Below are 21,203 nucleotides of genomic sequence, written 5' to 3'. Positions count from 1 at the left end.
GCTTATGCGTAGGAAAGCAGCAACTGGCGCACCAATTGCTCCCAGCCGTTCATCATCACGAACACCAGCAACTTGAACGGCAGCGCAATGGTCATGGGCGAGACCATCATCATCCCCATGGCGAGCAGGATGTTCGAAATCACCAGATCGATGACGACGAAGGGGAGATAGAGCAGCAGCCCGATCTTGAAGGCCTCTGCCAGTTGGCTCAGGGTGAAAGCGGGCATGAGCACGAGCAGCGAATCGGGGCCGATACGCGCACGATGCTTTTCCGGCCAGGTGTCGGCGGCAATGCCCGCGAAGAACTCGCGTTGGCGCGGATCGGTATGACGCGTGAGGAAAGCGCGATAAGGCACGAGAATGCCCGCGTCCGCATCGGCCACGGCACTCGGCGACGATAGCGTGACAGGCCGCTTCGCGAGATTGGCTTCGATGTCGAAAACGACGGGGGCCATGATGAAACAGGTCAGCACGAGCGAAAGACCATAGATCGCAATGTTGGGGGGAATCTGCTGTGTGCCGAGCGCGTTGCGTAATAGCGCGAACACCACCGCCAGTTTCAGAAAGGCCGTCCCGAGCACCACCAGCAACGGCAAGATCGAGAGCAGCGAGAGCAACACCACGAGCTGCACCGGGTGGTCGAGCAGGGACATACAGACTCCGTTGAACATCCGAGGCCAGCACGCATGTGCGGCGTTGAAGTGTCGCGATCTTAGGGGGACAACGGGTACACGCCCATCAGGTCGCCACCCGAATTGGTCGGCTTTTGGGGGGAGTCGTGCGCTGCGATGGACATGTCGCCTTTGCGTTCGCCTTCGCGGCACACCGCCAGTCGACCATCGTCGAAACGCAGCAGACGGGCCGCGCCGCACGCGATGCCGTTGCGCCACAGCGTCACACGCGTCGTATGCAGCACGGGCGCGTCGGGCGATGAGGCGACCCCGTGTGTCGCGTGGCACGACCGTATGTCGGGGAGCCTGCCTGTTCTCCACGCGTCGAGCGTGGGCACCGGGAAAGGTTGAGTCGTCAGCACCGCGAAGACCCGTGCGGGAGAGGTGCCATCCGTTGTCGCAAAGGGGCAGTCGTCGAACCGAAGAACCTCGGCGGCATTGACCGCGCCACGCTGGGCGGCGGCGTTGCCGGGGTAAGCCAGCGCGTAATCGCCATCGACGACCCAATACGCACCGTTCGCCACGTCGGCGCTCTTGTCGAGAATTACGGCGTCGCCATCACCCAAGGCATCCCATTGCGCGCTTGAGATATCCGCCCAGCCAGCGACTAAGACGCCGTCGCGTTGCGGTACACCCGCCGGATCGAGCGGCTGTGCGCCAGGCATCGCGCGCGCGCATCGCTCGCGAAGCCATGCGCTCGCCTCGTCCTGCGAGCCGTCGCCGGTGAGCCAAGCCAATGCGAGCCGTCGGCCCTCCCGCTGCAATACCATGCCGACGCGCCATTCGAGCGTCACGGCGCCAGGCGTCAACTGGGTAGCGCTCGGCCAGGCATCGGCATACGCCGAATACGCGGAATCGGCGGGATAAGCGGGATACGCTGCGGCGTCGCACGAGTCGTCAAACGATTTGTCGACGGCCCCGAATGCCCCCTCGCCCGCCTCCTCGGACGCGCCTGACAACGTCAACGACGCCGCGATGTCGAGCCATGCCTGCGGCAACGCGTCGAACGAGGGGACGGGCAGCCACGGGGCCAGCCAATCGCACCACTGCTGCGTGTCGCACCAGAAGCGCAACTCGCCAACCGGACCTTGGTCGACACGCGCGGCGACGATCAGGCCATCGCCGCCCACGTGCAGCCAACCAACGTGCACCTGCATATCGTCTTGAACGAAGGAAACACTGCTAGCACCGCCCAGCGACCCACCGAACAGTTGGCTAAGCACTACGTCCGGCGCTCGCGTGTCAGGGGGCATAACGTGCCTCGACTTCCACCGTTACCGGCAAACCGAGCCGCCACGTCATCGTCCGGGCAAGGCGGCCGCGTTGCGTCAGCAAGCGCCGGTATAGCGTCAAGCGCGGCGATAGCAAACTGATCGTCACGCCATGCAACCCGCGCCGGGCTTCCACGACCATCTCGTCGAGCACGCCACCATGCACGCAGATGCGCAACGCGTTCCCGCCATCCCACGCTTGTTCCTGGCGCGCATGCCACACCCGAAGCCAACGAAGCACATCGCCGGGCCCCGTGACACGCGGTGTCGTCTCGACGCTTAGGGTGAACTCCCGCTCGTCGTCATCCTCCATTTGCCGCCGTGGGCCCGTGCCTTCGCACGTGTTTCGATGCGATCCCGACAAATTGGCCCCCATATTGGCGAATGCCTCGGCTGACATGCCATTGCGGCGGATGGAGCTCATCGTGATGTCCTCTTGGTTGCGAATGAAATTCGGGAGCGTCTTGTGGTCATGGCGGCACGACCGCCGCGTATTGCTTCAGGCCCTAAGCGACGACCGCTACGACGCCTGCAACGACGCCAGCAATTCGCGAAGCTTTTCCTGCTTGCGTGCGTTTTCTTGCAGCAGCGCGCGCTGCGCTTGCAAATTCGACCGTGCTTGCGCCGCACTTGCGGCGGCGGCTTCTTTAGTCGTGAGCGCACCGGCCAGTGCCGCGCGTTCGGCCTCGACACCATGGCTGGCTGTCCCAAGCGCGCGCTGACCGTACACCCCGCTACGCGCGAGCGCGTCGTGCCAGCGTTGCCGTTGTGCCTCGTACACGCGGCGCCGCTGCGCTAGCGTTGCCTCCGCGGCGTCGAGCGATTGGACAGCGTGTGCCACGGCGGCGCGCAAGCTCGCCTCTCGTCGCCGGGCGAGTGACGCCAACGCGGCGATCTGTGCCATGTCCTTCAACTCGCGAGACGGGCGAGCCATGCTTGGGTCTCGTCGAACGGCGCGATATCGCCCTGCGACTGGCACAGAAACGCCTTGATAGCGGAAACACGCGCGAGTGCATCGTCCGTATCCGGGTCTTGCCCGGTTTGATATTCACCGACGCGCACGAGCAACTCGACCTCGGTGGCAAGCGCCATCGCACGGCGTATTCGCGCGGCCGCCGCGACGTGTCCTTTGCCAGCCACGTTGCCCATCACACGCGACAGGCTCGCTGCGATATCGATGGCGGGGTAGTGGTTTTCTTGCGCGAGACGGCGCGAGAGCACGATATGACCGTCGAGAATCGAGCGGACTTCATCGGCCAGCGGCTCATCGAGGTTGTCCCCCTCGACCAGCACCGTGTAGAACGCGGTGATGCTACCGCGCTCGGCGGTACCGGCACGCTCGAGCAATCGCGGAAGACGGGCATAGAAGCTCGGCGGAAGCCCGCTAGTGGCCCCCAGCGGCTCGCCTGCGGCCATGCCGATATCTCGTACCGCGCGGCCGAAGCGAGTGAGCGAGTCCATCAGCAGCAGCACGTCCTTGCCCTGATCGCGAAACGCCTCTGCGATGGCCGTCGCGGTATAGGCGGCCTTCATGCGCTCTAGCGCCGGACGATCCGAGGTCGCCACGACGCACACCGTGCGCGCTCTGGCCGCAGGTGTGAGCGCGTGTTCGAGAAACTCACGCACTTCCCGCCCGCGCTCGCCAATTAACGCGAGCACGATCACGTCGGCTTGCGTGCCCTGACACATCATCGCAAGCAACGTGCTTTTGCCGCCCCCGGCCGCCGCGAAAATGCCGAGCCGCTGCCCCCGGCCGCACGTCAGTAACCCGTCGATGGCACGGATGCCAAGCGGCAGCGGCGCGCTCACCAGCGCACGCGTCATCGCCGGTGGCGGCGGGGCCTCTAGCGCACGCCAAACGATGCCGCGCGGTGGGAAGTCTTCTGGTGCCCTTTCACACAAGTCATCCGGCAGTGGAGATTCGTTCGCCCCGTCCAATCTGCGCCCCAGACCGTCGAGCACCTGCCCTGTCAGATGCTCGCCAACGGCGACCTGCGACGGTGTGCCGAGCGCGTACACCAGCGCGCCATTGGCGACGCCGCGCGGCTCCGCATAAGGTGACAGCCAGACGTGCGGGCCTTCCACCGCAATGACCTCGGCGTCGATAACCGGCGACACAATGCGGCACTGCTCGCCCAGCGACGCCCCCGGCAGTCGGGCACGCAGCGCATTCGGCGTCACTTTGTCGATGCGTCCGTGCGGGATATCGCGCCCCGGGGCCGCACGCCACTCGTCACACGCTTTGCGCCGCGCTTTGAGCGAGCGCCGCAACGCATTCGCAACACGAATGGCATCGGGTTGGCGCATCTCAGTACGCCCCTTGCAGATCGATCGTGCCCAGCACGCGCACTTGCGGCTCGTCGGCGACTTCCTGAAACGACAGCACCGCCAGATCGGCCCGTTCGCGCTCCACAAGCTTTCGCACGAAGCGGCGCACATCCATCGCGGTGAACAACACCGCTGGGGTCCCGTCATGCACGGCCAGCATGTCGTCGATGGCATTCAGAATCGCTTCCGTTTGCTCAACGTTCAAATCGGCATACGAGCCTGACGACGTCTGTCGTACGGCCGCACGCACCACGTCTTCGATCCCTTGCCCGACATTCCAACCGGCGATCTGGGCATTGCCATGGCGAAAGCGCCGCGCGATGTGGCGGCGAAGGCCGAGCCGTACGTATTCGGTGAGCATGATCTGATCCCGCTCGCGCGGCGCCCATTCGATCAGCGCCTCGAATACGCGCCGCAGGTCGCGAATCGAAATGCCTTCCGCGACCAATCGCTGCAAGACTTCGGCGGTGCGGTTAATCGGCAATTGACGTTGCAATTCCTTCACGAGTTCGCCGTACCGGTCTTCCATGGCGTCCATCAAGAAACGCGTTTCCTGCACGCCTAGGAAGTCGGCCGCGTGCGCGTCGATCACCAGCGACACGCACTGCGCCACCCGATCGGCCCCTTCCATCGCAGCACCGCCATGCGCGCGCCAAAGGTCGCGTTGCGCGTGCGCCAGCCAGTACAGCCGGTGTCCGCCGAACGGCACCGGCGTACTCGGCAAGTCGTCCACAACGAGCTCGCGCAACATGACGGCCGTACGCTCGCCATCGAACTGAGCCATCGCCATGTCCGGTGCCATGACGACGCTCAACACACTCTCGTGATAGAGCTGGATGTCGAGCATGTCCGGCGCAAGCGTCGCATCGATCACCAAACACACTTCCGGCATCGGCACGCCGAATTGCTCGAATTTCCGATCGCGCAGGGCATCGATTTTCTCGCTCAGCACACTCGCCCCACCCGACGCGCTTGCCAACGCACCGCCCACGCGCACTTGCAGCGGCTGTGCGCCGGGACGGCCTGCATTCGCCGCGTCCGCGCCCCCGTCTGCGCTCGTGCCGTCTGCGGTCTTGCTGCCTTCCCGTGCGCGACGACGCACCCACCAAGCCGCCGTGCCCGACATCGCGGCCAACAAAACGAAGTAATGCATCGGGAAGCCGGGAATCAAGCCGAACAGCACCAGCACCACCGCCGCCACCATTAACGACTGGGGCTGCGCGGCCAGTTGATCCGTCAATTCCCGCGCAAGGTTGTGCCGTTGCTCGCCGGGCACGCGCGTCACGATAATGCCCGCGGTGACCGAAATCAGCAGCGCGGGAATCTGCGAGACGAGTCCGTCGCCGATCGACAAGATGGTGTAAAGCGAACCTGCCTCGCTCGCACTCATGCCGTGCATGAACACGCCGACGCCGATGCCGCCCAGCAAGTTGACGACGATGATGACGAGCCCGGCAATGGCGTCGCCCTTGACGAATTTCATCGCCCCGTCCATCGCCCCATAGAACTGACTTTCCTTCTGCACGACACGGCGCAGGCGTCCCGCTTCCAACGCGTCGATGGTGCCAGCGCGCAGATCGCCGTCGATGCTCATCTGTTTGCCCGGCATGCCGTCGAGCGAGAACCGCGCCCCCACTTCCGCGACGCGCTCGGACCCTTTGGTAATCACGATGAAGTTCACAACCGTGATGATCAGGAACACGATCATCCCCACCACAATGTTGCCGCCCGCAGCAAAATCGCCAAACGTGTAGACGATGTCTCCCGCATCGGCGCGCAGCAGGATCAACCGGCTGGTGCTGATGGTCAGCCCGAGCCGGAACAGCGTGGTCATCAAGAGGACGGAGGGGAAAACTGAGAAGTCGAGTGGCTCGTTGACGTACAACGCCACCATCAGGAGCAGCAGGGACACAGCAAGATTCAGCGCGATAAGCATGTCCATCACCGATGGCGGCATCGGGATGATGATCATCAGTACGGTGACGAGCAACAACGCGGCGAGCACGATGTCCTGCCGACCGGCGGCTGCGCTGAGCCACGACATCAGGCGTGTCATGCGTGTGGCTCCCGGGGCAGACTCGCCGCGCGAGCGCTCGATGCATCAGCGGAACACGATGCGTCGCGCTGCTGCTCGCGGTCGATACGCTCGAGCACCCGCCGCATGCGCGTGAGACATTGCAGCCAGTCGCCAGCCTGCATACGAGACGCAGCAGGCGGCGTGGCGATCAGCATCGGGCGCCCCTGCGCGACGCAGGCTTTCACCGGAATGCCCTGACTCCACTCGGGCGCGCAGGTTTGCAGCAGCAGCGGCAGCCAGCGCTCCGCACGCGCCGCCCGGTCGATCAATGTCAGTGCCAGCGTTACGCCCGGCGTCCCCGCCTCGATCATGAGCAAACAAGGCGAGAGGCTGACTCGCATGCACGGTTCGATAGCGCGCGGCGGCAGCGCCATCAGTTCGACGAGCTGTTCGAGTTTGCGTTGCGTCTGGAGATCGATCGGGGAAACGTGCATGCGGCGTGCGCCGGATACCGGCCAGGTGCTCGGAGAGTGGGAGGGGGAAAACCACGGCGATGGTCGCTCGGGCGCGCTTGCCCGACCATCCGGCGCATACCTGAACTTCGATCCGATGCGTGGCACCTCCCGATGGTCACAACATCATGCGCAGGCGGTGTGCCCAATTCACGATGTCGGCCACGTTATGTGCGTCGAGCTTGCGCATCATATTCAGCCGGTGTGTCTCTACCGTTTTGATGCTGATCGATAGCAGCGCAGCAATATCGCGATTGCGCTGCCCCTCGGCGACGAGTTTGAGCACTTGACGCTCACGCAGGGTGAGCAGGCGCTCCGGGGTGTCGTTGTCGCAAGCACACGACAGCGCCGAGGGCTGCGTCGGCGAACGCACCACGCCGAACACGGCGGGATCGATAAAGCGCCGACCGGCCATCACCTGTCTAGCCGCCTGAATCAACGTATCGCGCGCACTGCTTTTGAGGACATACGCTGCCGCGCCCGCATCGAGCGCCTGCCGCGCACGCTCACCGTCGTCGCTCGCCGAGTGGACCAATACCCGCAGGCCGAGCCAGCGTTGACAGCACTGCCGAATCACGTCGATGCCATCCATGCCCGGCAAGCCGAGATCGAGCATGATCAAGTCGGGCCGATGCACCTGACAGGCGCGGTAGACATCGAGCCCATTACCGACACGGGCTAACACACGCCACTTGAGATCCACCTCGACGAGCCGACACATCCCATCTGCCAGCAACTCGTGGTCCTCTACAACGATTACCCCTGTGCATCCCGTCATTCCCGACTCCTGGACATTTGCGATTTATGGATATACGGATTTTTGACCATAATTTTGGTATCCGAATTAGCTAGCAGACTCTCGGGATTCCTCCCGTCTCCTGCGCACGACATGGCGTTAGGCGAACGCCCTTAAGTGGTGTGAGGCACCGTCAAATCAGGTCTGCGCCGGATGACTCCCGCCATCCCGTGCGCGACAATTTCGGTCTTTGCGGGCGTCGGCCACCCATTCGGATTGTCCTCGTTCGCCGAACATGGTTAGCGCGCAGTGCTGGCCGATCGTGTGGTTTTTCGTCGCGTCTTTCCCGGGAATGAGCGCATCCGACAGAGGTTTCGACCGACATCGATGCCCTCGCGCTTTGCGTAGTTTCACGGGTCGTTTTGCGTGTTCCCTCCTCACTCCCGACACTCTCCTCCACGTATGCGTTTGCCCTTTGCGCTCGCCGCGCTCGACTGGATTACCCCGCGCGACGTGCAAGGCGCGCGTCACCTCATCGATCTCGACGACCAGCGTGGCTGGGTCGTCTCCGACGACGTCGGCTACTGTGTGGCCACTGGCATACCGGTGCCTACGCACCATCGGGCAGGCGCAATCGCCCCCGGCAACGAAATACCGCCGCCACGCTGGCTCACGCACCTCGCGCTGGTGATCGCAGCGCAGCCGGATCTTCGCGACGACAGCTTGTGCATCGCTCACGGCGAGGTTTGGTGGGTGCATCGCTTCGCCAGCGACGCGTGTCCGGCCATCGTCGAGTCACAGCTTCGCCGCCAGATGCTTGCCTGCCAGCTCGTCGCCCCCAAGGCCGCTACGCATCCCGCGCACGGCGCATCGGCACCCTCCTCAAGTCCCTCACGTTCCGCAATGCGCCGGTCATGACCATGGGGACACGTCGCTCGATTCCACTCCTCACGCTCGCCGCCGTGCTGCTCAGCACGGCGGTCATGTCTGCGCCACCCGCTGCGCCTACCGTGCCCCTCTGGCAAGGCGGCCCATTCCTCTTCCAGAGCGCGGGCACCCCCCTCGCCGAGCTATTGCGCGACTTCGGCGCGCATCACCGCGTACCGACGCTCGTCAGTGCATTGGTCACCGACCGTTTTGTCGGCACGCTGCCTCCCGGTTCACCTCAGGCGACGCTCGACGCGTTATCCGAACGTTATCGGCTTTCGTGGTATTTCAACGGCCAGACGTTGCACATCGATAAGGCCAGCGAAGCGGCGCGACAGGTGACGTCACTGCGTTATGCGTCGCCGGACGATCTGCTTTCGCATTTGCGCAACGCCGGGGTGCTTCACCCGCAACACTGCGTCGCACGGGCCATTCCTGCCGCCCGGGCGCTGGAGATTGCCGGCGTACCCGCGTGCCTTGAAACCGTGAAGATGCTTGCCGAGCATTTGGAACGCGACGCACGCGATCAGCAAGAGAGCGAAGAGACCATCGAGATTTTTCCCCTTAAATTCGCGACGGCCGCCGACACTAGGTACTCTTATCGCGGACAGGAAGTCGTCGTGCCGGGCGTCGTCAGCGTATTGCAGGACCTGATACTCGGCGCTGGCCCGCTCGTGCCCGTCGCGGGGGCTACCACAGATGTGACGCAAAGTCCGCCGCGCGCCAACACGCCACGCTTTTCGGCCGACGCGCGCCGCAACGCCGTCGTGGTGCGCGAGCGGCGGCGCAACCTGCCGCTGTACGCCGACCTCATCGCGCAATTGGACGTACGCCCCCGCCTCGTCGACATCTCGGTCGCCATCATTGATGTGAACGCCAGCGATATCGCCGAATTGGGCGTCGATATTGCGGGGAGCGCGCGATTCGGCGGCTTCGGTACCTTGAGCCTGAACAGCGGGCAGCTTCGCGACGATGGCGGCGGCGATCAGGGCACGTTCTCTGCGGTGGTCGGCGACACCAACAAGTTCATGGTCAATCTCTCCGCGCTTGAGCGGAATTCGAAAGCGCGTGTGCTTTCGCGCCCGTCCATCGTCACGCTCGACAACATGCAGGCGGTGCTCGATCGCAGTGTGACGTTCTATACGAAAGTCACCGGCGAGAAAGTGGCCAAGCTCGAAAGCGTGACGTCGGGCTCGCTGTTGCGTGTCACGCCGCGGCTCGTGCCGGACGAAGCGAGCGGACACGAACAAGTGATGCTCACGCTCAACATCGAAGATGGCGGGGAAATCCGCAGTCCGCGAGATTCGCGCAACGACGTGCCATCGATTCGCAACTCCGCCATATCGACGCAAGCCACGCTGCAAGCCGGGCAAAGCCTGTTGCTTGGCGGCTTCGTTCAAGACACTCAGCACGAGCAGGAGAGCAAGATCCCGTTGCTCGGCGATATCCCGTTTCTCGGACGGCTGTTCAGTTCGACGACCAACCGCAACGAGAGCGTTATCCGGCTGTTTTTGATCAAAGCCGAGCCGACGACTGGCGAACCGAAAGCATGACGACGATGTACACGCTCACCCTGCTCGACGGCCCGCTCGCCGGGCGCGCATTGCCTCTGCCACCGGGCGAGTTCTCGCTGGGCGCCGAGGACTCCGATATCGCGATGGCATTGGAATGCGGCGTCACGGCGCTGCTGCATGTCGGGGACGACGGCGTGCGCTTGTTGACGGCCGTCCCGGTCTGGATCGACGGCGCACCGCTGGCGCTGCACGAGGACAGCGAGGAGCGCGAAATAGGCGTCGATGCCGCGCCGCTGTTGCCGCTGCACTCGGTGATCGATCTGGCTGGCCTCGGCCTCTGGTTGAGCGATGCAGACGCCGATCTGCCCGTGCCGCTACCCAGACGCCCTGCACGTGTCGTCTCGACCGCCCCACCGCTCGACACATCGATGCCCTTGCCTTCGCAAACGACCGCGTCCCCGCGATGGTCGCGGCCAGCCCGCCTTCGAACGATGACTTGGTTAGCGGCGGCATTCACTTCGCTCGCCGTCATGGCAGCCGGGGCAATGGTGTGGCGCACCGGCGCCGCCAACGTCATCGCGCCCCCGGCCGACGCCGACGCACTCAACTTGCTGGCCGCTCGCATTGCACCCGGCGTCTCGGTGTCGGTTTCAGAAAACGCGGTGCAGTTATCGGGTGGCTGCGTCCCCGAGGATGCACGCGCGCGCCTACGCGCCGAAGCACGCAAGTCGGGACGTGCCATCCGGGATGAGACATGGTGCCCGGCCGACCTGATCCAATCCGTTCAAACGCTGCTCAGGCTATACGGCTACGGTTCGGCCTATGTCGGCCTCGCGCCAGGCGGAGAAATCGTGATTAGCGGGGCGTTCGTAGCAGACGCACGTTGGCGAGCCACGTCGGACGCCCTCGATGGACTCGACCTGCCGCACGGCTGGCGCGTCGACAACGACGAAGCCGACGGCTTCGATACCGTCGTGCAACACCTGAAAGACGCCGGTCAGCTACGCGGGATCAACGTGACGCGCGAGCGCGACGGCTGGCGAATCACCGGGCCGCTGTCGCCCCGCCGTGAAGCGGCGTTGCAGTCACTCGCCGACACATGGAACGACGCATCACGCACGCTGCGTCTGCGCATCGAACCTTTGCCCGTACGTATGCCGACGCTGGCCGAGACAGGACTGCCTGCGCCGCTCGCCAGCATTGGCGGATCGCCCGACGCACCCCATATCACTCTCGCCGACGGAACGCGGCTCATGACCGGGGCAAGGCTGGCAGGCGGTGCTCATGTCGTGGCCGTTGCGGCCGATGGCGTGTCGATTGCGGCGCACGAGCGATTGTTTTATTTGCCACTGACACCGGAGTCCACTTATGACGCTACGACTGACGCAGATTGAGGACCAGCTTGCCGAATCGCCGCTCGACACCACGGCCAACAAGCTCGCACAACTCAAACATGCCGAGCGAAAACTGAAAGACGCACTCCAGTCGCCGTTATCTCCCGGGGCACATCAACACGCGCGAATTCAGGCCGAGGCGCTCGACGCGGCGATCAAAATTCTGACGCGACTCACCCAGCGCTTTGGTTCTTCGTACGGCCACGCCGGGAAGCGACAACCATGATCACGTAACGAAAGTCGGCGACGCCACCGCGTGTGAACATTCGGCACCGCGGCCTTCGCGCGTGCCATATCGTTCGCTATTTTGTTCGCCATATCGTGCGCTCGCGAAATGCCCGAGGCCACACACTACCGTCACCATTTAAGAGCACGTACACCATGCCACGTCACGACCTCGCGCAGACCCTTGTAGACGCTCTCAAGCTGATCGGCTGCGATCCGGGCAAGATCCACTCCGTCGACAATCACTCCCCTATCGAACTGACGTTCAACGCGTCGCCGAGCATCATTGTGGAAACGCTGGAACAGCATACCTGCGGACTTCACTCGATTGTCGCCACCGACGAGGCCGCGCGACTGCATCGCGCCAACAGCGAGCGCCTTCTCCAACTGCTGATCGAACCTGCCGAATGGGCCATCACCGGTCACGTGCAACTGCGTGCACAAGACAACCGGCTCGTGCTCCACGCGCTGGTGAACGAGGACGCTTCCTCCGAGCCGGAGCCATTCGCTCAAGCGCTCACGGACTTCTACGACCGCATCAAACTGTGCCGCGAACACCTGCGGGCTTGACTAGGCAGTGGCGCGCCGCGCCCCGCGTCTTCTCTAACGACTTCATTCCCCTCATGGCCGCCGGCGCAGGCGGCCTTCACAACGCGCCACCCCGGCGTCAAACGTCACCACAGTTCGTCTTGCGCGAGATTCGTGCGCCAGGTATCGAGCGCCTCGCTCAGTGCGTCGCGTTGTGTCTCGTCGCGAAAACACCCCTCGTGCGCAGATTTCACCAAAAGGGTGAGTTCCCGAGCGAACGCGTACTGCGTGGCCAACGACGTCATGCCCAGATACGAAGCCCGCTGCGCAAACCATTCGCCCCCCGCCCACGGCTGGTCGAGCACAGTGAGCATTTCAGCAATCATCGTGTCGGTCTCGCATGCCGCATATCCGGCGGTGCGCAGCGCCGCAGCGGATTGCTCGCAAGTCGACTCAAGGGTGAGAAACAACACGACGCGCCGTAGATCGTCGATCACGCCCGCAAGATGGGCCGTGTCAGCGTCGGCATTCTGTGCCCCAAGTTCCAGCCCCAGGGCCTGCAACAGTGCCCGCAAACGGGCGCGTCGTTGCCCGAACCGACGGCACTCGTCGAACCACTGCACGAGCGAGCGCTGCTGACCGTGGGCTTGGCGATACAGTGTTTTGAGTTGCTGGAGCAACGCCGTGCCGGGATTGCCGCATTCGAGCGCGGCGAAGGCTTCAATGGCCCAGTCGTCGCCCGATGTCAGTTCGCCGAGCAAACGACGCAAACGGGCGCGCACCGCTGGGTGCAGGTTATCGTCCGCAAGCCACGCGGCGACCACTAGCGCGGCGTGACCGCCGGACAAACTGGCGCGGCGAATCAATTCGGCAGGGTCGGGCGAGTGAGGAAGATCGCGTAGCTGCTGGCGCAGTGCATCGAGCTGGGCGCGATTGACGCGTGAGAGGCGCCGCGTCTGTTGCTCCAGCAACGCGCGGGCGCGGGCTTTGTCGTCGCGCGGGTCGGCTCGCCCCGGGCGCCGGAAACGCACTCCCAGCGCCAGGCTGAGATTCTCTTGCGACTCGGCGAGTGCCGCATCGTCGTCGTGCGCGATGGCCGCTTCGATCATCGCGACGTAGCCGCCGACAGCATTGGCGGGCTGGCGTACCGCGCTTCGCCCAACGTCCGGCAACGCGCCTTCGAGTTCGAGCATCTCGTCATCGAGAATGCTCTCTAGTGCGCGGTTCTCGCTGGACGTGGCAGGTCTTGCCTGCGCCGGGTTCTGGACGCCATCAACCATAAGCGACCTCCAGATTCGGCACCACACGCAACCTGTCGACAACCGCCGAAAGATCGGCATCCAGGTCGATACAAAGCGTCACCCATTCACTTTCCAGGCGTGCCCGATGACCGCTGAGCGCCTGGTCGGGCTCGCACGCGAGCACGATATCCGCCCGCCGGAGCGCACTCGCCACCGACGCGTGATGCACTGGCGGCACATGCAGCACTAAGGCGCCGTGGCGCACGAGCGAAGGCAGGGTTTTGGCCACGCGATGCGCAAAACGCTCGCCGATGTCGAGCGTGGCGACGAAGTTCGAAAGCGCACCGACCATCGCATCGGCAATGCGTCGCTCCAACGATTGCACTGTCGCGCGCTCCATGGCGGCTTCGTCGACTAGCCAATCGATCGCCTGGGCGAGCGCGGTACGCCGCGCTTCCTCCGCCTGCTGCGTCGCGTGCTGCGTTGCCTGCGCGCGAGCCTCGTCGAGCATTGCCGAACGCATGGCTTCGCTTTCCGCCTGCATGCGCTCGCGTTCCGCATAGGCGGCGTCGCGGCAGGCACGTGCTTCCGCCAGCCACTGGTCACGACATCGGGATTGATCGCGCATCAGATCGAGCGTCTCGCGCGTAATGAGAGGGCCCGGTGGGACCGGACCATGAATCGGTTCTATCGACGTCAGCGGGTAGTCGACGACATACATAGCATCTTCTCCAACGCCGCCAGCCGTGCCCACGCATCCGACACGGGCACCTGCCCCGAGCGCGTGAACGAATCACCTGGCGGCAACAAAACACGCATCGCACGATGCGCGGCGGCAATATCGGGAGAGGCACTCACCTGCATCTCGTCGAGCCACGCGCCCGTCGTTGCAAGGGCCGCGTCGACGAGTTGCTCCGGGGGCAATACCGAGGGCGTCGGCCAGTCACGACGCGTGAGCAGCAACCGGTCGCATTGCCGTGCATCGAGCCAAGGCGCAAGCGCACGCCGGTAGTGTCCGACCAGCAAGTAGTCCGGACATCCCATCGCGCGAACGCCGTGAGCCAAGGCCACACGGCGGAGATTGGGAACAAGGTGAAGCACGGCACAGGCCGCGTTGCTTGGTGTGAGCGCGGCACCTAGTGCGCTTGTGCTGTCCGGCCACCCGCGGCGTGCAATCAGTTGACGGTCGATCGACGCTCGTGTTGCCGGTCGCTGCCGGTAGGCGGACTGCCACGCCGACATGTCCAACACCTGCCACCAACGGGCATGCATGTAGCGCCCGGGTTGCCAGATGAGCCTCGCGAGTTGTGTGACCACCTCAGGTATTGCGCTGGCATGGGGTGATCGCATCATCACGCCTGCGCTACCCGCTTTCCCTTCGAACGCATGCGCAGACCGAGCGCCGTCGCAACGATCAGCACGAGCGTTGCGGCAATGCCTGAGAACCATTGCCGACCCGATAAGCGACGGCCAGTTGGCTCGCTGCCGTTTGTACTGTTTGGACTGTTTGTGCGGTTCGTGTTGCTTGCACCGCTTGGTGTGGTTGCAGCGGTTGCGTCACGCGTGCTGTCCGATGCCAGCGAGGAACGCGGCAGCCGATAGTCGGCGGGCTGCATCACCACACTGATGCGCTCCGGTGCGACGCCCGGCACGCTGTCGTGAATCAGGCTGCGAATATCGGTCATGCGCTTCGTCATGTTGATCTCCGGGCTGTATTTCACGAAAACGGCAACGCCGGGCGGCAATGTCGCGCGCCCGGCGGAATCGACAGGGACTTGGGCAATCGAGACTTCGGCGATCATCACGCCGTCGAGTGCCGCGAGCATGCGCTCGAGACGCTGTTCTTTGAGGTAGACGAGCTTCGCCTGCTCCTGCACAGGCGAACTGACGAGTTGCCCCGGTGGGAAGACATCCTCCACCGACGCACGCTTCTCGCGCGGCAAACCGTGCTGACGCAACACTTCGACCGCTCGCACAAAATCGCTTCGCGCCACGCGCACCGTCGCGCCCGTCGTCTCGGCGCGTTTATCGGCGTCCACGCCCGAAATGAGGAGCAACGCGAGCATCTGATTGGCTTCGGTCTCGCCCAGCGCACGATGCAAATCCTCTTTGCAGCCGGACACCAGAAGCGCGAGCACCAGCACTGCGGTACTTCGACGTATCGATACCCGCTTCATTGCATGTGAACGAGTTTGTTCACGCCTTGCGTGGTGGCACCGGCAACCTTCGCGACGAGTTCGAGCGACAGCACACGTTCAGTCAGTTCGCGCTGCGACGCGAGCAGCTGTTGCGGATCGTTGATCGTGCGGCTGTCGAGCGTCGCGCGCGTCGTCAAGTCGTTGGTATTTTCGGCGAGCTGGCTGGCAGCACTCAGCAAGTGATGCTCAGGCAACGGCGTGGCATGCGCTAGAGCCCCGGCAAAACGCGCAGCGTCGCTGTCGTCAGAAGGCGTTGGCGTGGCCGATGGCAAACTCGCAGCGGAAAGTCGCTGCACGCTATCGTGAATCGAATCGACACTCATGATTTGGCGATACGGGAGAAGGAAGTGGAAATGCTGCGCGAGGCATCGTTCGCACTTGCTGGCGCGGCTGGCATGGCGGCCAGCCACTGATGCAGCGCCTGCATTGCGGCGAGATCCGATGCGCCATTAACTGTGGCAGCGGCGGAAACATCGCCCTCGTCATCACGGGCGAGCGCGTTACGCGCCGCATCGGTATCGCCGAGCGCCAACAGCAACGCCGCATGAAGCCAATGCTGTGTGACGGTATCGTCGACGAGATGCGGCAAGGCGCCGAGAATCGTTCGCGCTTCGCACGTCATGCCGTGGCACGCGCCTGCAAAAGCCAGTTCGACGATCATCTGCCGGGTCGACGCATCGAGCCATCGCCCCACTTCGTGAGGGCTGGCAACTTGCGGAACCGGTGTGATTTCAAAGGTGCCGGGCGTCATGCAATCTTGGCAATGATGCCCATCAGCGTGTCTTTGATGAGCTTGATGATCGCGCTGTGCATGCCATACATCGTGGTGGCTTGCTGCAATTCGAACTGCACGGCAATCAGGTCGGACGGATTGTCGAGCTTACGCGTGCGCAAACTCTGCATGGCCTGTTCTGAAATACGCCGCGACGACTCGCCGAACTGGCTATTGATTTCCTCGACGTTCACGCGAGTTCCTCGTCTACCAGTGCCCCATGTCCGGCCACGAGATCCGCGCGCAGCGCGGCGTAAGCATCGGTACGGGTCATCGCCACGCGCTGCCCGCCACGCAGTGGCGGCGTCCCCAGCCGGATTTCCGTAGGTGCGCAATCGAAGCGCTTGCGGAACGTGTCGGTGAAATGCGCGTGATTCGTAAAACCGCATTCCAGCGCAATGTCGAGCACCTTGTGCCGAGTCGACAGCAGCAAATCGCGCGCGAGCCGCAAACGTCGCTCGAGCAGCCATTGCTTGGCGGGCATGCCATAGGTTTGTTGGAAGAGATAGCGGAACTTGCGCAGCGGCATGCCGAATTCATCGGCTAAACGCCCCACAGGCCAGGGTTTGTGGAAATTGGCTTCGACAAAATCGAACAGCGAATGACTGCCTGCGATCGACTGCCGCAGCATCGCGGAGAAATATCGCTGATCGCGGCACAGGCAATAAACGTAGAAGAAGCGCAGCATCGCCATGCGGTCGATGTTCTGCAACGCGACCGCCACATCGAGCATGCTGGGTTCGAGCAGTAGCGTACGCGCGGCCTGCCGGTGAAAGACACCGAGCGGGCGCCGGTCGAGCAGGTCGACAACATCGGGATACAACGCCTGCAAGTCGCACACGTGAAAGTCGTGGGCTGTCGTTCGATCTGGGGAATCGGTGACGGCGTCGGAACTGGTTGCCGTCATGCTACCGGCGGGCAAGGCTTGCACGAGACCATTCACTTTCAGATTGGTGTCGTGGTGGCTGATGAGAAAGCGCACCGTACTCATAGGTCCTCCTGTACGGAAGTTCAGGGCGGGATAACAAAGTCAGTCCCCGCAAGATAGGCGGGTGCGCTTGTGAATGTCATCCGGTAGAGACCTTAAAGTGAGTGGCGTCGCCGCTGCGTTATCGCGATTGCGCTCCGTTTGTCGAAAACATGAAAAAACCCGGCGTTTTTGCGCCGGGTTGTCGTTTTTTCATCCGCGAACATTTTGCGGTTTTGCTCAGGCCACCGGGGCCGGAGAGAAGCTATCGGCGCGCGCCATCGGCCAGTACTTCTCATAAAGCTGATAACGGAATTGCCCGCGCAGCAAGTCGCCCGGTTCGAGATACTTCAGCGACTCGGACATCAGACGAATCTCGTTGGACGACACCCGTTTGACGATGTGATGCGCCCGCAGATCCGACGGATGCGCGAGCCCGGCCGCCTGAATCAACTCCTGCAACGCATGCAAGGTGTGCTCGTGGAACTGATGCACACGCTCGGCCTTATCGGGCACCACAAGCGCACGTTGGCGCAGCGGGTCTTGCGTAGCCACACCGGTCGGGCAGCGGTCGGTGTGGCACTTCTGCGACTGAATGCAGCCGATGGCAAACATGAAGCCGCGTGCCGAATTGCACCAGTCGGCGCCAATCGCGAGCGTGCGTGCAATGTCGAACGCTGTAACGATCTTGCCCGACGCACCGATGCGAATCTTGTCGCGCAACCCAGCGCCTACGAGCGTGTTGTGGACGAGCAGCAGCCCTTCTTGAAGCGGCGCGCCCACATGGTCGGTGAATTCCAACGGTGCGGCGCCGGTGCCGCCTTCCGAGCCATCCACCACGATGAAGTCGGGCAGGATGCCGCTCTCCAGCATCGCTTTGACGATGCCGAAGAACTCCCACGGATGCCCGATGCACAGCTTGAAACCGGTCGGCTTGCCACCCGAAAGATTGCGCAAGCGCTCGACGAATTGCAGCAGCCCCAGCGGCGTGGAGAACTCGCTATGACGCGACGGCGAGATGCAGTCCTGCCCCATCGGCACGCCGCGCGTGGCGGAAATCTCAGGGGTGATCTTCGCGGCTGGCAACACCCCGCCGTGACCGGGCTTAGCACCTTGCGAGAGCTTCACCTCGATCATCTTCACTTGCGGCGTGGTCGCCTGCGCGGTGAACTTCTCGGCGTTGAACGTACCGTCGTCGTTGCGGCAGCCGAAGTAGCCCGACGCCACTTCCCAGATCAGATCGCCGCCTTGTTCGCGGTGATGGGGCGAGATCGATCCCTCGCCCGTGTCGTGGATAAAGTTGCCGAGCTTGGCGCCGCGATTGAGCGAGCGGATGGCATTGGCCGACAGCGCGCCGAAACTCATCGCCGAAATATTGAAGATCGACGCCGAGTACGGCTGGGCGCGGTCCGGCCCGATGGTGATACGAAAGTCGTGCGTGTCGAGCACGGTGGGCGCGAGCGAATGGGCGATCCATTCGTAGCCCGTGGCCTTCACGTCGATTTCGGTGCCGAACGGCCGGCTATCGACATCTCCCTTGGCGCGCTGATAGACGATGCTGCGCTGCGCGCGCGAGAACGGGGTCTCGGAGGTGTCGTCTTCAACGAAATACTGGCGAATTTCCGGACGAATGAATTCGAACAGAAAGCGGAAGTGTCCCCACAGCGGGTAGTTGCGCAACACTGCGTGGCGTTGCTGCACCACGTCCCATGCCCCGAGCGCCACCAACGCCGCAAACGGCAACGGCCAGAGCGGATGCCAGCCGTCGAACAGCACTAACGCAAGCGTTGCGACGAGCAACGCGACAGCCAGCCACAGTGCCAGGAATCGGCGCGAAAACATGAAACCTCCTTGCTTTGGGGGGGACACACGCCGGCACGCTGCCGGGTGTCCCCCCGGCGAGCGCCGGCGGCTTTAATTCGTGTTGAGGTGCGTATTGAGGATCGTTTGATTCGCGGCGTTCGACGCGGTGCTGCTTGCGCGCACGTCTGACGGGTCGATGGCCGTCGTCGATGCGATGATGCCGCCGCCCAGACAAATATCGCCGTCATAAAGCACGGCCGACTGGCCCGGCGTGACCGCCCATTGCGGCTCGCCGAACGACAACGTCAGCGCTTGGCCGCTCGCCTGCACCACTTCGCAGGCCGCGTCCGCCTGACGATAGCGAGTCTTGGCGCCGCAACGCAGACCCTGCGCAGGGGCTTCGCCCGCCACCCACGACACGTCTTCGGCTTGCAGCGTGCCCGAGAGCAGCCACGGATGGTCGTGACCTTGCACAACGTACAGCGTGTTGTTCGCCATGTCCTTGCGTGCGACGAACCACGGCTCTCCCGAGCCATCGCGGCTGCCGCCCAGGCCAATGCCCTTGCGCTGTCCGAGCGTATAGAACGCGAGACCGACGTGCTCGCCCACGACGGCGCCGTCAGGCGTCTTCATCGGGCCCGGCTTCGTCGGCAGATAGCGATTCAGGAAGTCGCGGAACGGGCGCTCGCCGATAAAGCAAATGCCCGTGGAGTCCTTCTTCTTGGCATTCGGCAGGCCGATCTGCGCTGCGATCTCGCGCACCTTCGTTTTCGGCATTTCGCCCAGCGGGAACATCGTGCGCGAGAGCTGATGCTGATTCAGACGATGCAGGAAGTAACTCTGGTCTTTCGTATGATCGACGGCCTTGAGCAACTCGAACCGCCCTTCGCGTTCGCGAACGCGGGCGTAGTGCCCGGTGGCGATCGTCTCGCCGCCCAGCGCGATGGCGTGATCGAGGAATGCCTTGAACTTGATTTCCGCGTTGCACAGCACGTCCGGGTTGGGCGTGCGGCCCGCCGAGTATTCGCGCAGGAATTCCGCGAACACGCGGTCCTTGTATTCGGCAGCGAAGTTCACGGCTTCGACGTCGATACCGATCAAATCGGCGACCGACACCACGTCGATCCAGTCTTGCCGGGTCGAGCAATACTCGCTGTCGTCATCGTCTTCCCAGTTCTTCATGAACAGACCGACGACGTCGTAGCCTTGTTGTTTGAGCAGCCATGCCGTGACCGACGAATCGACGCCGCCCGACATGCCCACCACTACGCGTTTTTGACTCATGTGTTGCCTTGCCCTCCGGTCACGCCCGGATGGGTCTGAAGTATGGCGAGGTCGTATCGTACGCCCCGCAGGTAATCGTCCACGCACCGCTCCAGCAGCGGCGAGCGATGGCGCGCGCGCTGGGCGCGCACCTCGTCCGGCGTGAGCCAGACGGTACCCACGATGCCCTCGTCGAGCGTGCGCGAGGCATCGTGCTCGCCAAGCTCGCCGGTGAAGGCAAACCGCAGGTAGGTGATGTCGCCCGGGCCCGGTGCCAGATAGATGCCGAGCAGGTGCCGTGGCGTGAAGACGTACGCCGTCTCTTCAAGCACTTCGCGTCGCACGGCGTCGAGGATCGACTCGCCATGGTCCAGATGACCGGCCGGTTGGTTGATCAACAGGCCCGCGCTTTTCTGTTCTTCGACGAAGAGAAAGCGGCCGTCGCGCTCGACAACCGCCGCGACCGTCACGTTGGGCTTCCAGCGCTCATCCATGGCGCATCCTCACAGGTCGCGGGACGTTACCCCGATAAAAGCGACATTTTACCGTCTGGCGGTGTTTGGCGCTCACAACGGGGGGGAAAGGACGGCCGAGGGCGCTGGCGACCGACCGGTCGGTCGGCCCAGCGAGGCGCGGCACCCCGTTAAACCTGAATATCCATATGCCGTTTCGCGCAATAGGCGCGTTTGTCATCTTCGGGTAAGCTTCGAGCACCAGCAGTGTGCAGTGGCAGTCCCGCCTTACCGGTTTGTGCAGTAGTTCGTTCGCAGTGGTTTGTTGCAGGACTAATGTCATCAGTGGCGATATGGCCGGCGCGGGGCGCCGCCCCGGCCGCC

24 protein-coding genes are annotated in these 21,203 nt (G+C 63.6%); 5 read left to right on the top strand and 19 right to left on the bottom strand.

The features are described 5' to 3' along the window. Positions 1-2 precede the first annotated feature (2 nt). The 8 genes from sctR to PPN31114_RS15130 all read right to left on the bottom strand — a co-directional run bounded on the left by sctR (position 3) and on the right by PPN31114_RS15130 (position 7,577). The gene (sctR, locus tag PPN31114_RS15165) at positions 3-653 is read right to left on the bottom strand and encodes a type III secretion system export apparatus subunit SctR (protein ID WP_150680271.1); all 651 of its coding nucleotides are present in this window, start codon (positions 651-653) and stop codon (positions 3-5) included. 59 nt (positions 654-712) lie between these two features. Continuing rightward, entirely contained in the window at positions 713-1,924 is a 1,212-nt protein-coding gene (locus PPN31114_RS15160) for a hypothetical protein (RefSeq protein ID WP_150680270.1), read from the bottom strand. Next, positions 1,914-2,366, bottom strand: coding sequence for a hypothetical protein (locus PPN31114_RS15155; protein ID WP_150680269.1), 453 nt, complete (start codon positions 2,364-2,366; stop codon positions 1,914-1,916). Before PPN31114_RS15155 ends, PPN31114_RS15160 begins: the two co-directional genes overlap by 11 nt. Before the next feature lie 96 nt (positions 2,367-2,462). Continuing rightward, the gene (locus PPN31114_RS15150; RefSeq protein WP_150680268.1) at positions 2,463-2,876 is read right to left on the bottom strand and encodes a hypothetical protein; all 414 of its coding nucleotides are present in this window, start codon (positions 2,874-2,876) and stop codon (positions 2,463-2,465) included. Further along, positions 2,852-4,249, bottom strand: a complete 1,398-nt coding sequence (locus PPN31114_RS15145; RefSeq protein WP_150680267.1) for a FliI/YscN family ATPase — start codon at positions 4,247-4,249, stop codon at positions 2,852-2,854. The genes PPN31114_RS15150 and PPN31114_RS15145 overlap by 25 nt, the downstream gene beginning before the upstream one ends. Before the next feature lies 1 nt (position 4,250). After that, positions 4,251-6,326 carry a type III secretion system export apparatus subunit SctV gene (sctV, locus tag PPN31114_RS15140; RefSeq protein WP_150680266.1) on the bottom strand — a complete coding sequence of 692 codons (2,076 nt, stop codon included), beginning with the start codon at positions 6,324-6,326 and terminating at the stop codon, positions 4,251-4,253. Further along, entirely contained in the window at positions 6,323-6,781 is a 459-nt protein-coding gene (locus PPN31114_RS15135) for a hypothetical protein (RefSeq protein ID WP_150680265.1), read from the bottom strand. Before PPN31114_RS15135 ends, sctV begins: the two co-directional genes overlap by 4 nt. Before the next feature lie 136 nt (positions 6,782-6,917). Continuing rightward, entirely contained in the window at positions 6,918-7,577 is a 660-nt protein-coding gene (locus PPN31114_RS15130) for a two component system response regulator (RefSeq protein WP_150680264.1), read from the bottom strand. A 420-nt stretch (positions 7,578-7,997) separates the two neighbouring features. Here PPN31114_RS15130 and PPN31114_RS15125 point away from each other — a divergent pair, with 420 nt between their 5' ends. The 5 genes from PPN31114_RS15125 (at position 7,998) to PPN31114_RS15105 (ending at position 12,165) form a co-directional block, all read left to right on the top strand. Further along, complete coding sequence (locus PPN31114_RS15125) at positions 7,998-8,453, top strand: hypothetical protein (protein ID WP_150680263.1); 456 nt, start codon at positions 7,998-8,000, stop codon at positions 8,451-8,453. Positions 8,454-8,455: 2 nt separating this feature from the next. After that, on the top strand, positions 8,456-10,015 hold the full coding sequence (locus PPN31114_RS15120) for an EscC/YscC/HrcC family type III secretion system outer membrane ring protein (protein ID WP_150680262.1): 1,560 nt from the start codon (positions 8,456-8,458) through the stop codon (positions 10,013-10,015). Continuing rightward, positions 10,012-11,370 (top strand): type III secretion system inner membrane ring subunit SctD, encoded by a 1,359-nt coding sequence (gene sctD / locus PPN31114_RS15115; RefSeq protein ID WP_150680261.1) that lies wholly within the window; start codon positions 10,012-10,014, stop codon positions 11,368-11,370. Before PPN31114_RS15120 ends, sctD begins: the two co-directional genes overlap by 4 nt. Next, entirely contained in the window at positions 11,345-11,596 is a 252-nt protein-coding gene (locus PPN31114_RS15110) for an EscE/YscE/SsaE family type III secretion system needle protein co-chaperone (RefSeq protein ID WP_150680260.1), read from the top strand. The genes sctD and PPN31114_RS15110 overlap by 26 nt, the downstream gene beginning before the upstream one ends. Positions 11,597-11,751: 155 nt before the next feature. Beyond that, entirely contained in the window at positions 11,752-12,165 is a 414-nt protein-coding gene (locus PPN31114_RS15105; RefSeq protein ID WP_150680259.1) for an InvB/SpaK family type III secretion system chaperone, read from the top strand. Between the two features lie 104 nt (positions 12,166-12,269). On the opposite strand, the gene PPN31114_RS15100 is transcribed toward PPN31114_RS15105, so the two are convergent. The 11 genes from PPN31114_RS15100 to PPN31114_RS15050 all read right to left on the bottom strand — a co-directional run bounded on the left by PPN31114_RS15100 (position 12,270) and on the right by PPN31114_RS15050 (position 20,861). Beyond that, positions 12,270-13,403, bottom strand: coding sequence for a TyeA family type III secretion system gatekeeper subunit (locus PPN31114_RS15100; protein WP_174988072.1), 1,134 nt, complete (start codon positions 13,401-13,403; stop codon positions 12,270-12,272). Further along, positions 13,396-14,085 (bottom strand): hypothetical protein, encoded by a 690-nt coding sequence (locus PPN31114_RS15095; protein ID WP_150680257.1) that lies wholly within the window; start codon positions 14,083-14,085, stop codon positions 13,396-13,398. Before PPN31114_RS15095 ends, PPN31114_RS15100 begins: the two co-directional genes overlap by 8 nt. Further along, positions 14,061-14,714, bottom strand: a complete 654-nt coding sequence (locus tag PPN31114_RS15090) for a type III secretion system domain-containing protein (RefSeq protein ID WP_281350970.1) — start codon at positions 14,712-14,714, stop codon at positions 14,061-14,063. The genes PPN31114_RS15095 and PPN31114_RS15090 overlap by 25 nt, the downstream gene beginning before the upstream one ends. Before the next feature lie 2 nt (positions 14,715-14,716). Then, the gene (gene sctJ, locus PPN31114_RS15085) at positions 14,717-15,541 is read right to left on the bottom strand and encodes a type III secretion system inner membrane ring lipoprotein SctJ (protein ID WP_150680255.1); all 825 of its coding nucleotides are present in this window, start codon (positions 15,539-15,541) and stop codon (positions 14,717-14,719) included. Then, positions 15,538-15,885, bottom strand: a complete 348-nt coding sequence (gene sctI, locus PPN31114_RS15080; protein ID WP_150680254.1) for a type III secretion system inner rod subunit SctI — start codon at positions 15,883-15,885, stop codon at positions 15,538-15,540. Before sctI ends, sctJ begins: the two co-directional genes overlap by 4 nt. After that, complete coding sequence (locus PPN31114_RS15075; protein ID WP_150680253.1) at positions 15,882-16,313, bottom strand: DUF1039 domain-containing protein; 432 nt, start codon at positions 16,311-16,313, stop codon at positions 15,882-15,884. Before PPN31114_RS15075 ends, sctI begins: the two co-directional genes overlap by 4 nt. Then, entirely contained in the window at positions 16,310-16,528 is a 219-nt protein-coding gene (gene sctF, locus PPN31114_RS26200; RefSeq protein ID WP_174988063.1) for a type III secretion system needle filament subunit SctF, read from the bottom strand. The genes PPN31114_RS15075 and sctF overlap by 4 nt, the downstream gene beginning before the upstream one ends. Next, on the bottom strand, positions 16,525-17,325 hold the full coding sequence (locus tag PPN31114_RS15065; RefSeq protein WP_246182550.1) for a helix-turn-helix transcriptional regulator: 801 nt from the start codon (positions 17,323-17,325) through the stop codon (positions 16,525-16,527). The genes sctF and PPN31114_RS15065 overlap by 4 nt, the downstream gene beginning before the upstream one ends. Positions 17,326-17,541: 216 nt before the next feature. Then, positions 17,542-19,143 carry an FMN-binding glutamate synthase family protein gene (locus PPN31114_RS15060; RefSeq protein ID WP_150680251.1) on the bottom strand — a complete coding sequence of 534 codons (1,602 nt, stop codon included), beginning with the start codon at positions 19,141-19,143 and terminating at the stop codon, positions 17,542-17,544. Between the two features lie 72 nt (positions 19,144-19,215). Beyond that, positions 19,216-20,388 (bottom strand): tRNA 2-thiouridine(34) synthase MnmA, encoded by a 1,173-nt coding sequence (mnmA, locus tag PPN31114_RS15055; RefSeq protein WP_150680250.1) that lies wholly within the window; start codon positions 20,386-20,388, stop codon positions 19,216-19,218. Further along, positions 20,385-20,861: an NUDIX hydrolase gene (locus PPN31114_RS15050; protein WP_150680249.1), complete on the bottom strand. Its 477-nt coding sequence runs from the start codon at positions 20,859-20,861 to the stop codon at positions 20,385-20,387. The genes mnmA and PPN31114_RS15050 overlap by 4 nt, the downstream gene beginning before the upstream one ends. Between the last annotated feature and the right edge of the window lie 342 nt (positions 20,862-21,203).

It is taken from the genome of Pandoraea pneumonica (assembly GCF_902459645.1).
Lineage (GTDB): Bacteria > Pseudomonadota > Gammaproteobacteria > Burkholderiales > Burkholderiaceae > Pandoraea > Pandoraea pneumonica.
Note: the sequence above shows the minus strand (reverse complement) of the source record. Positions and strands in the feature narration are given on the sequence as shown.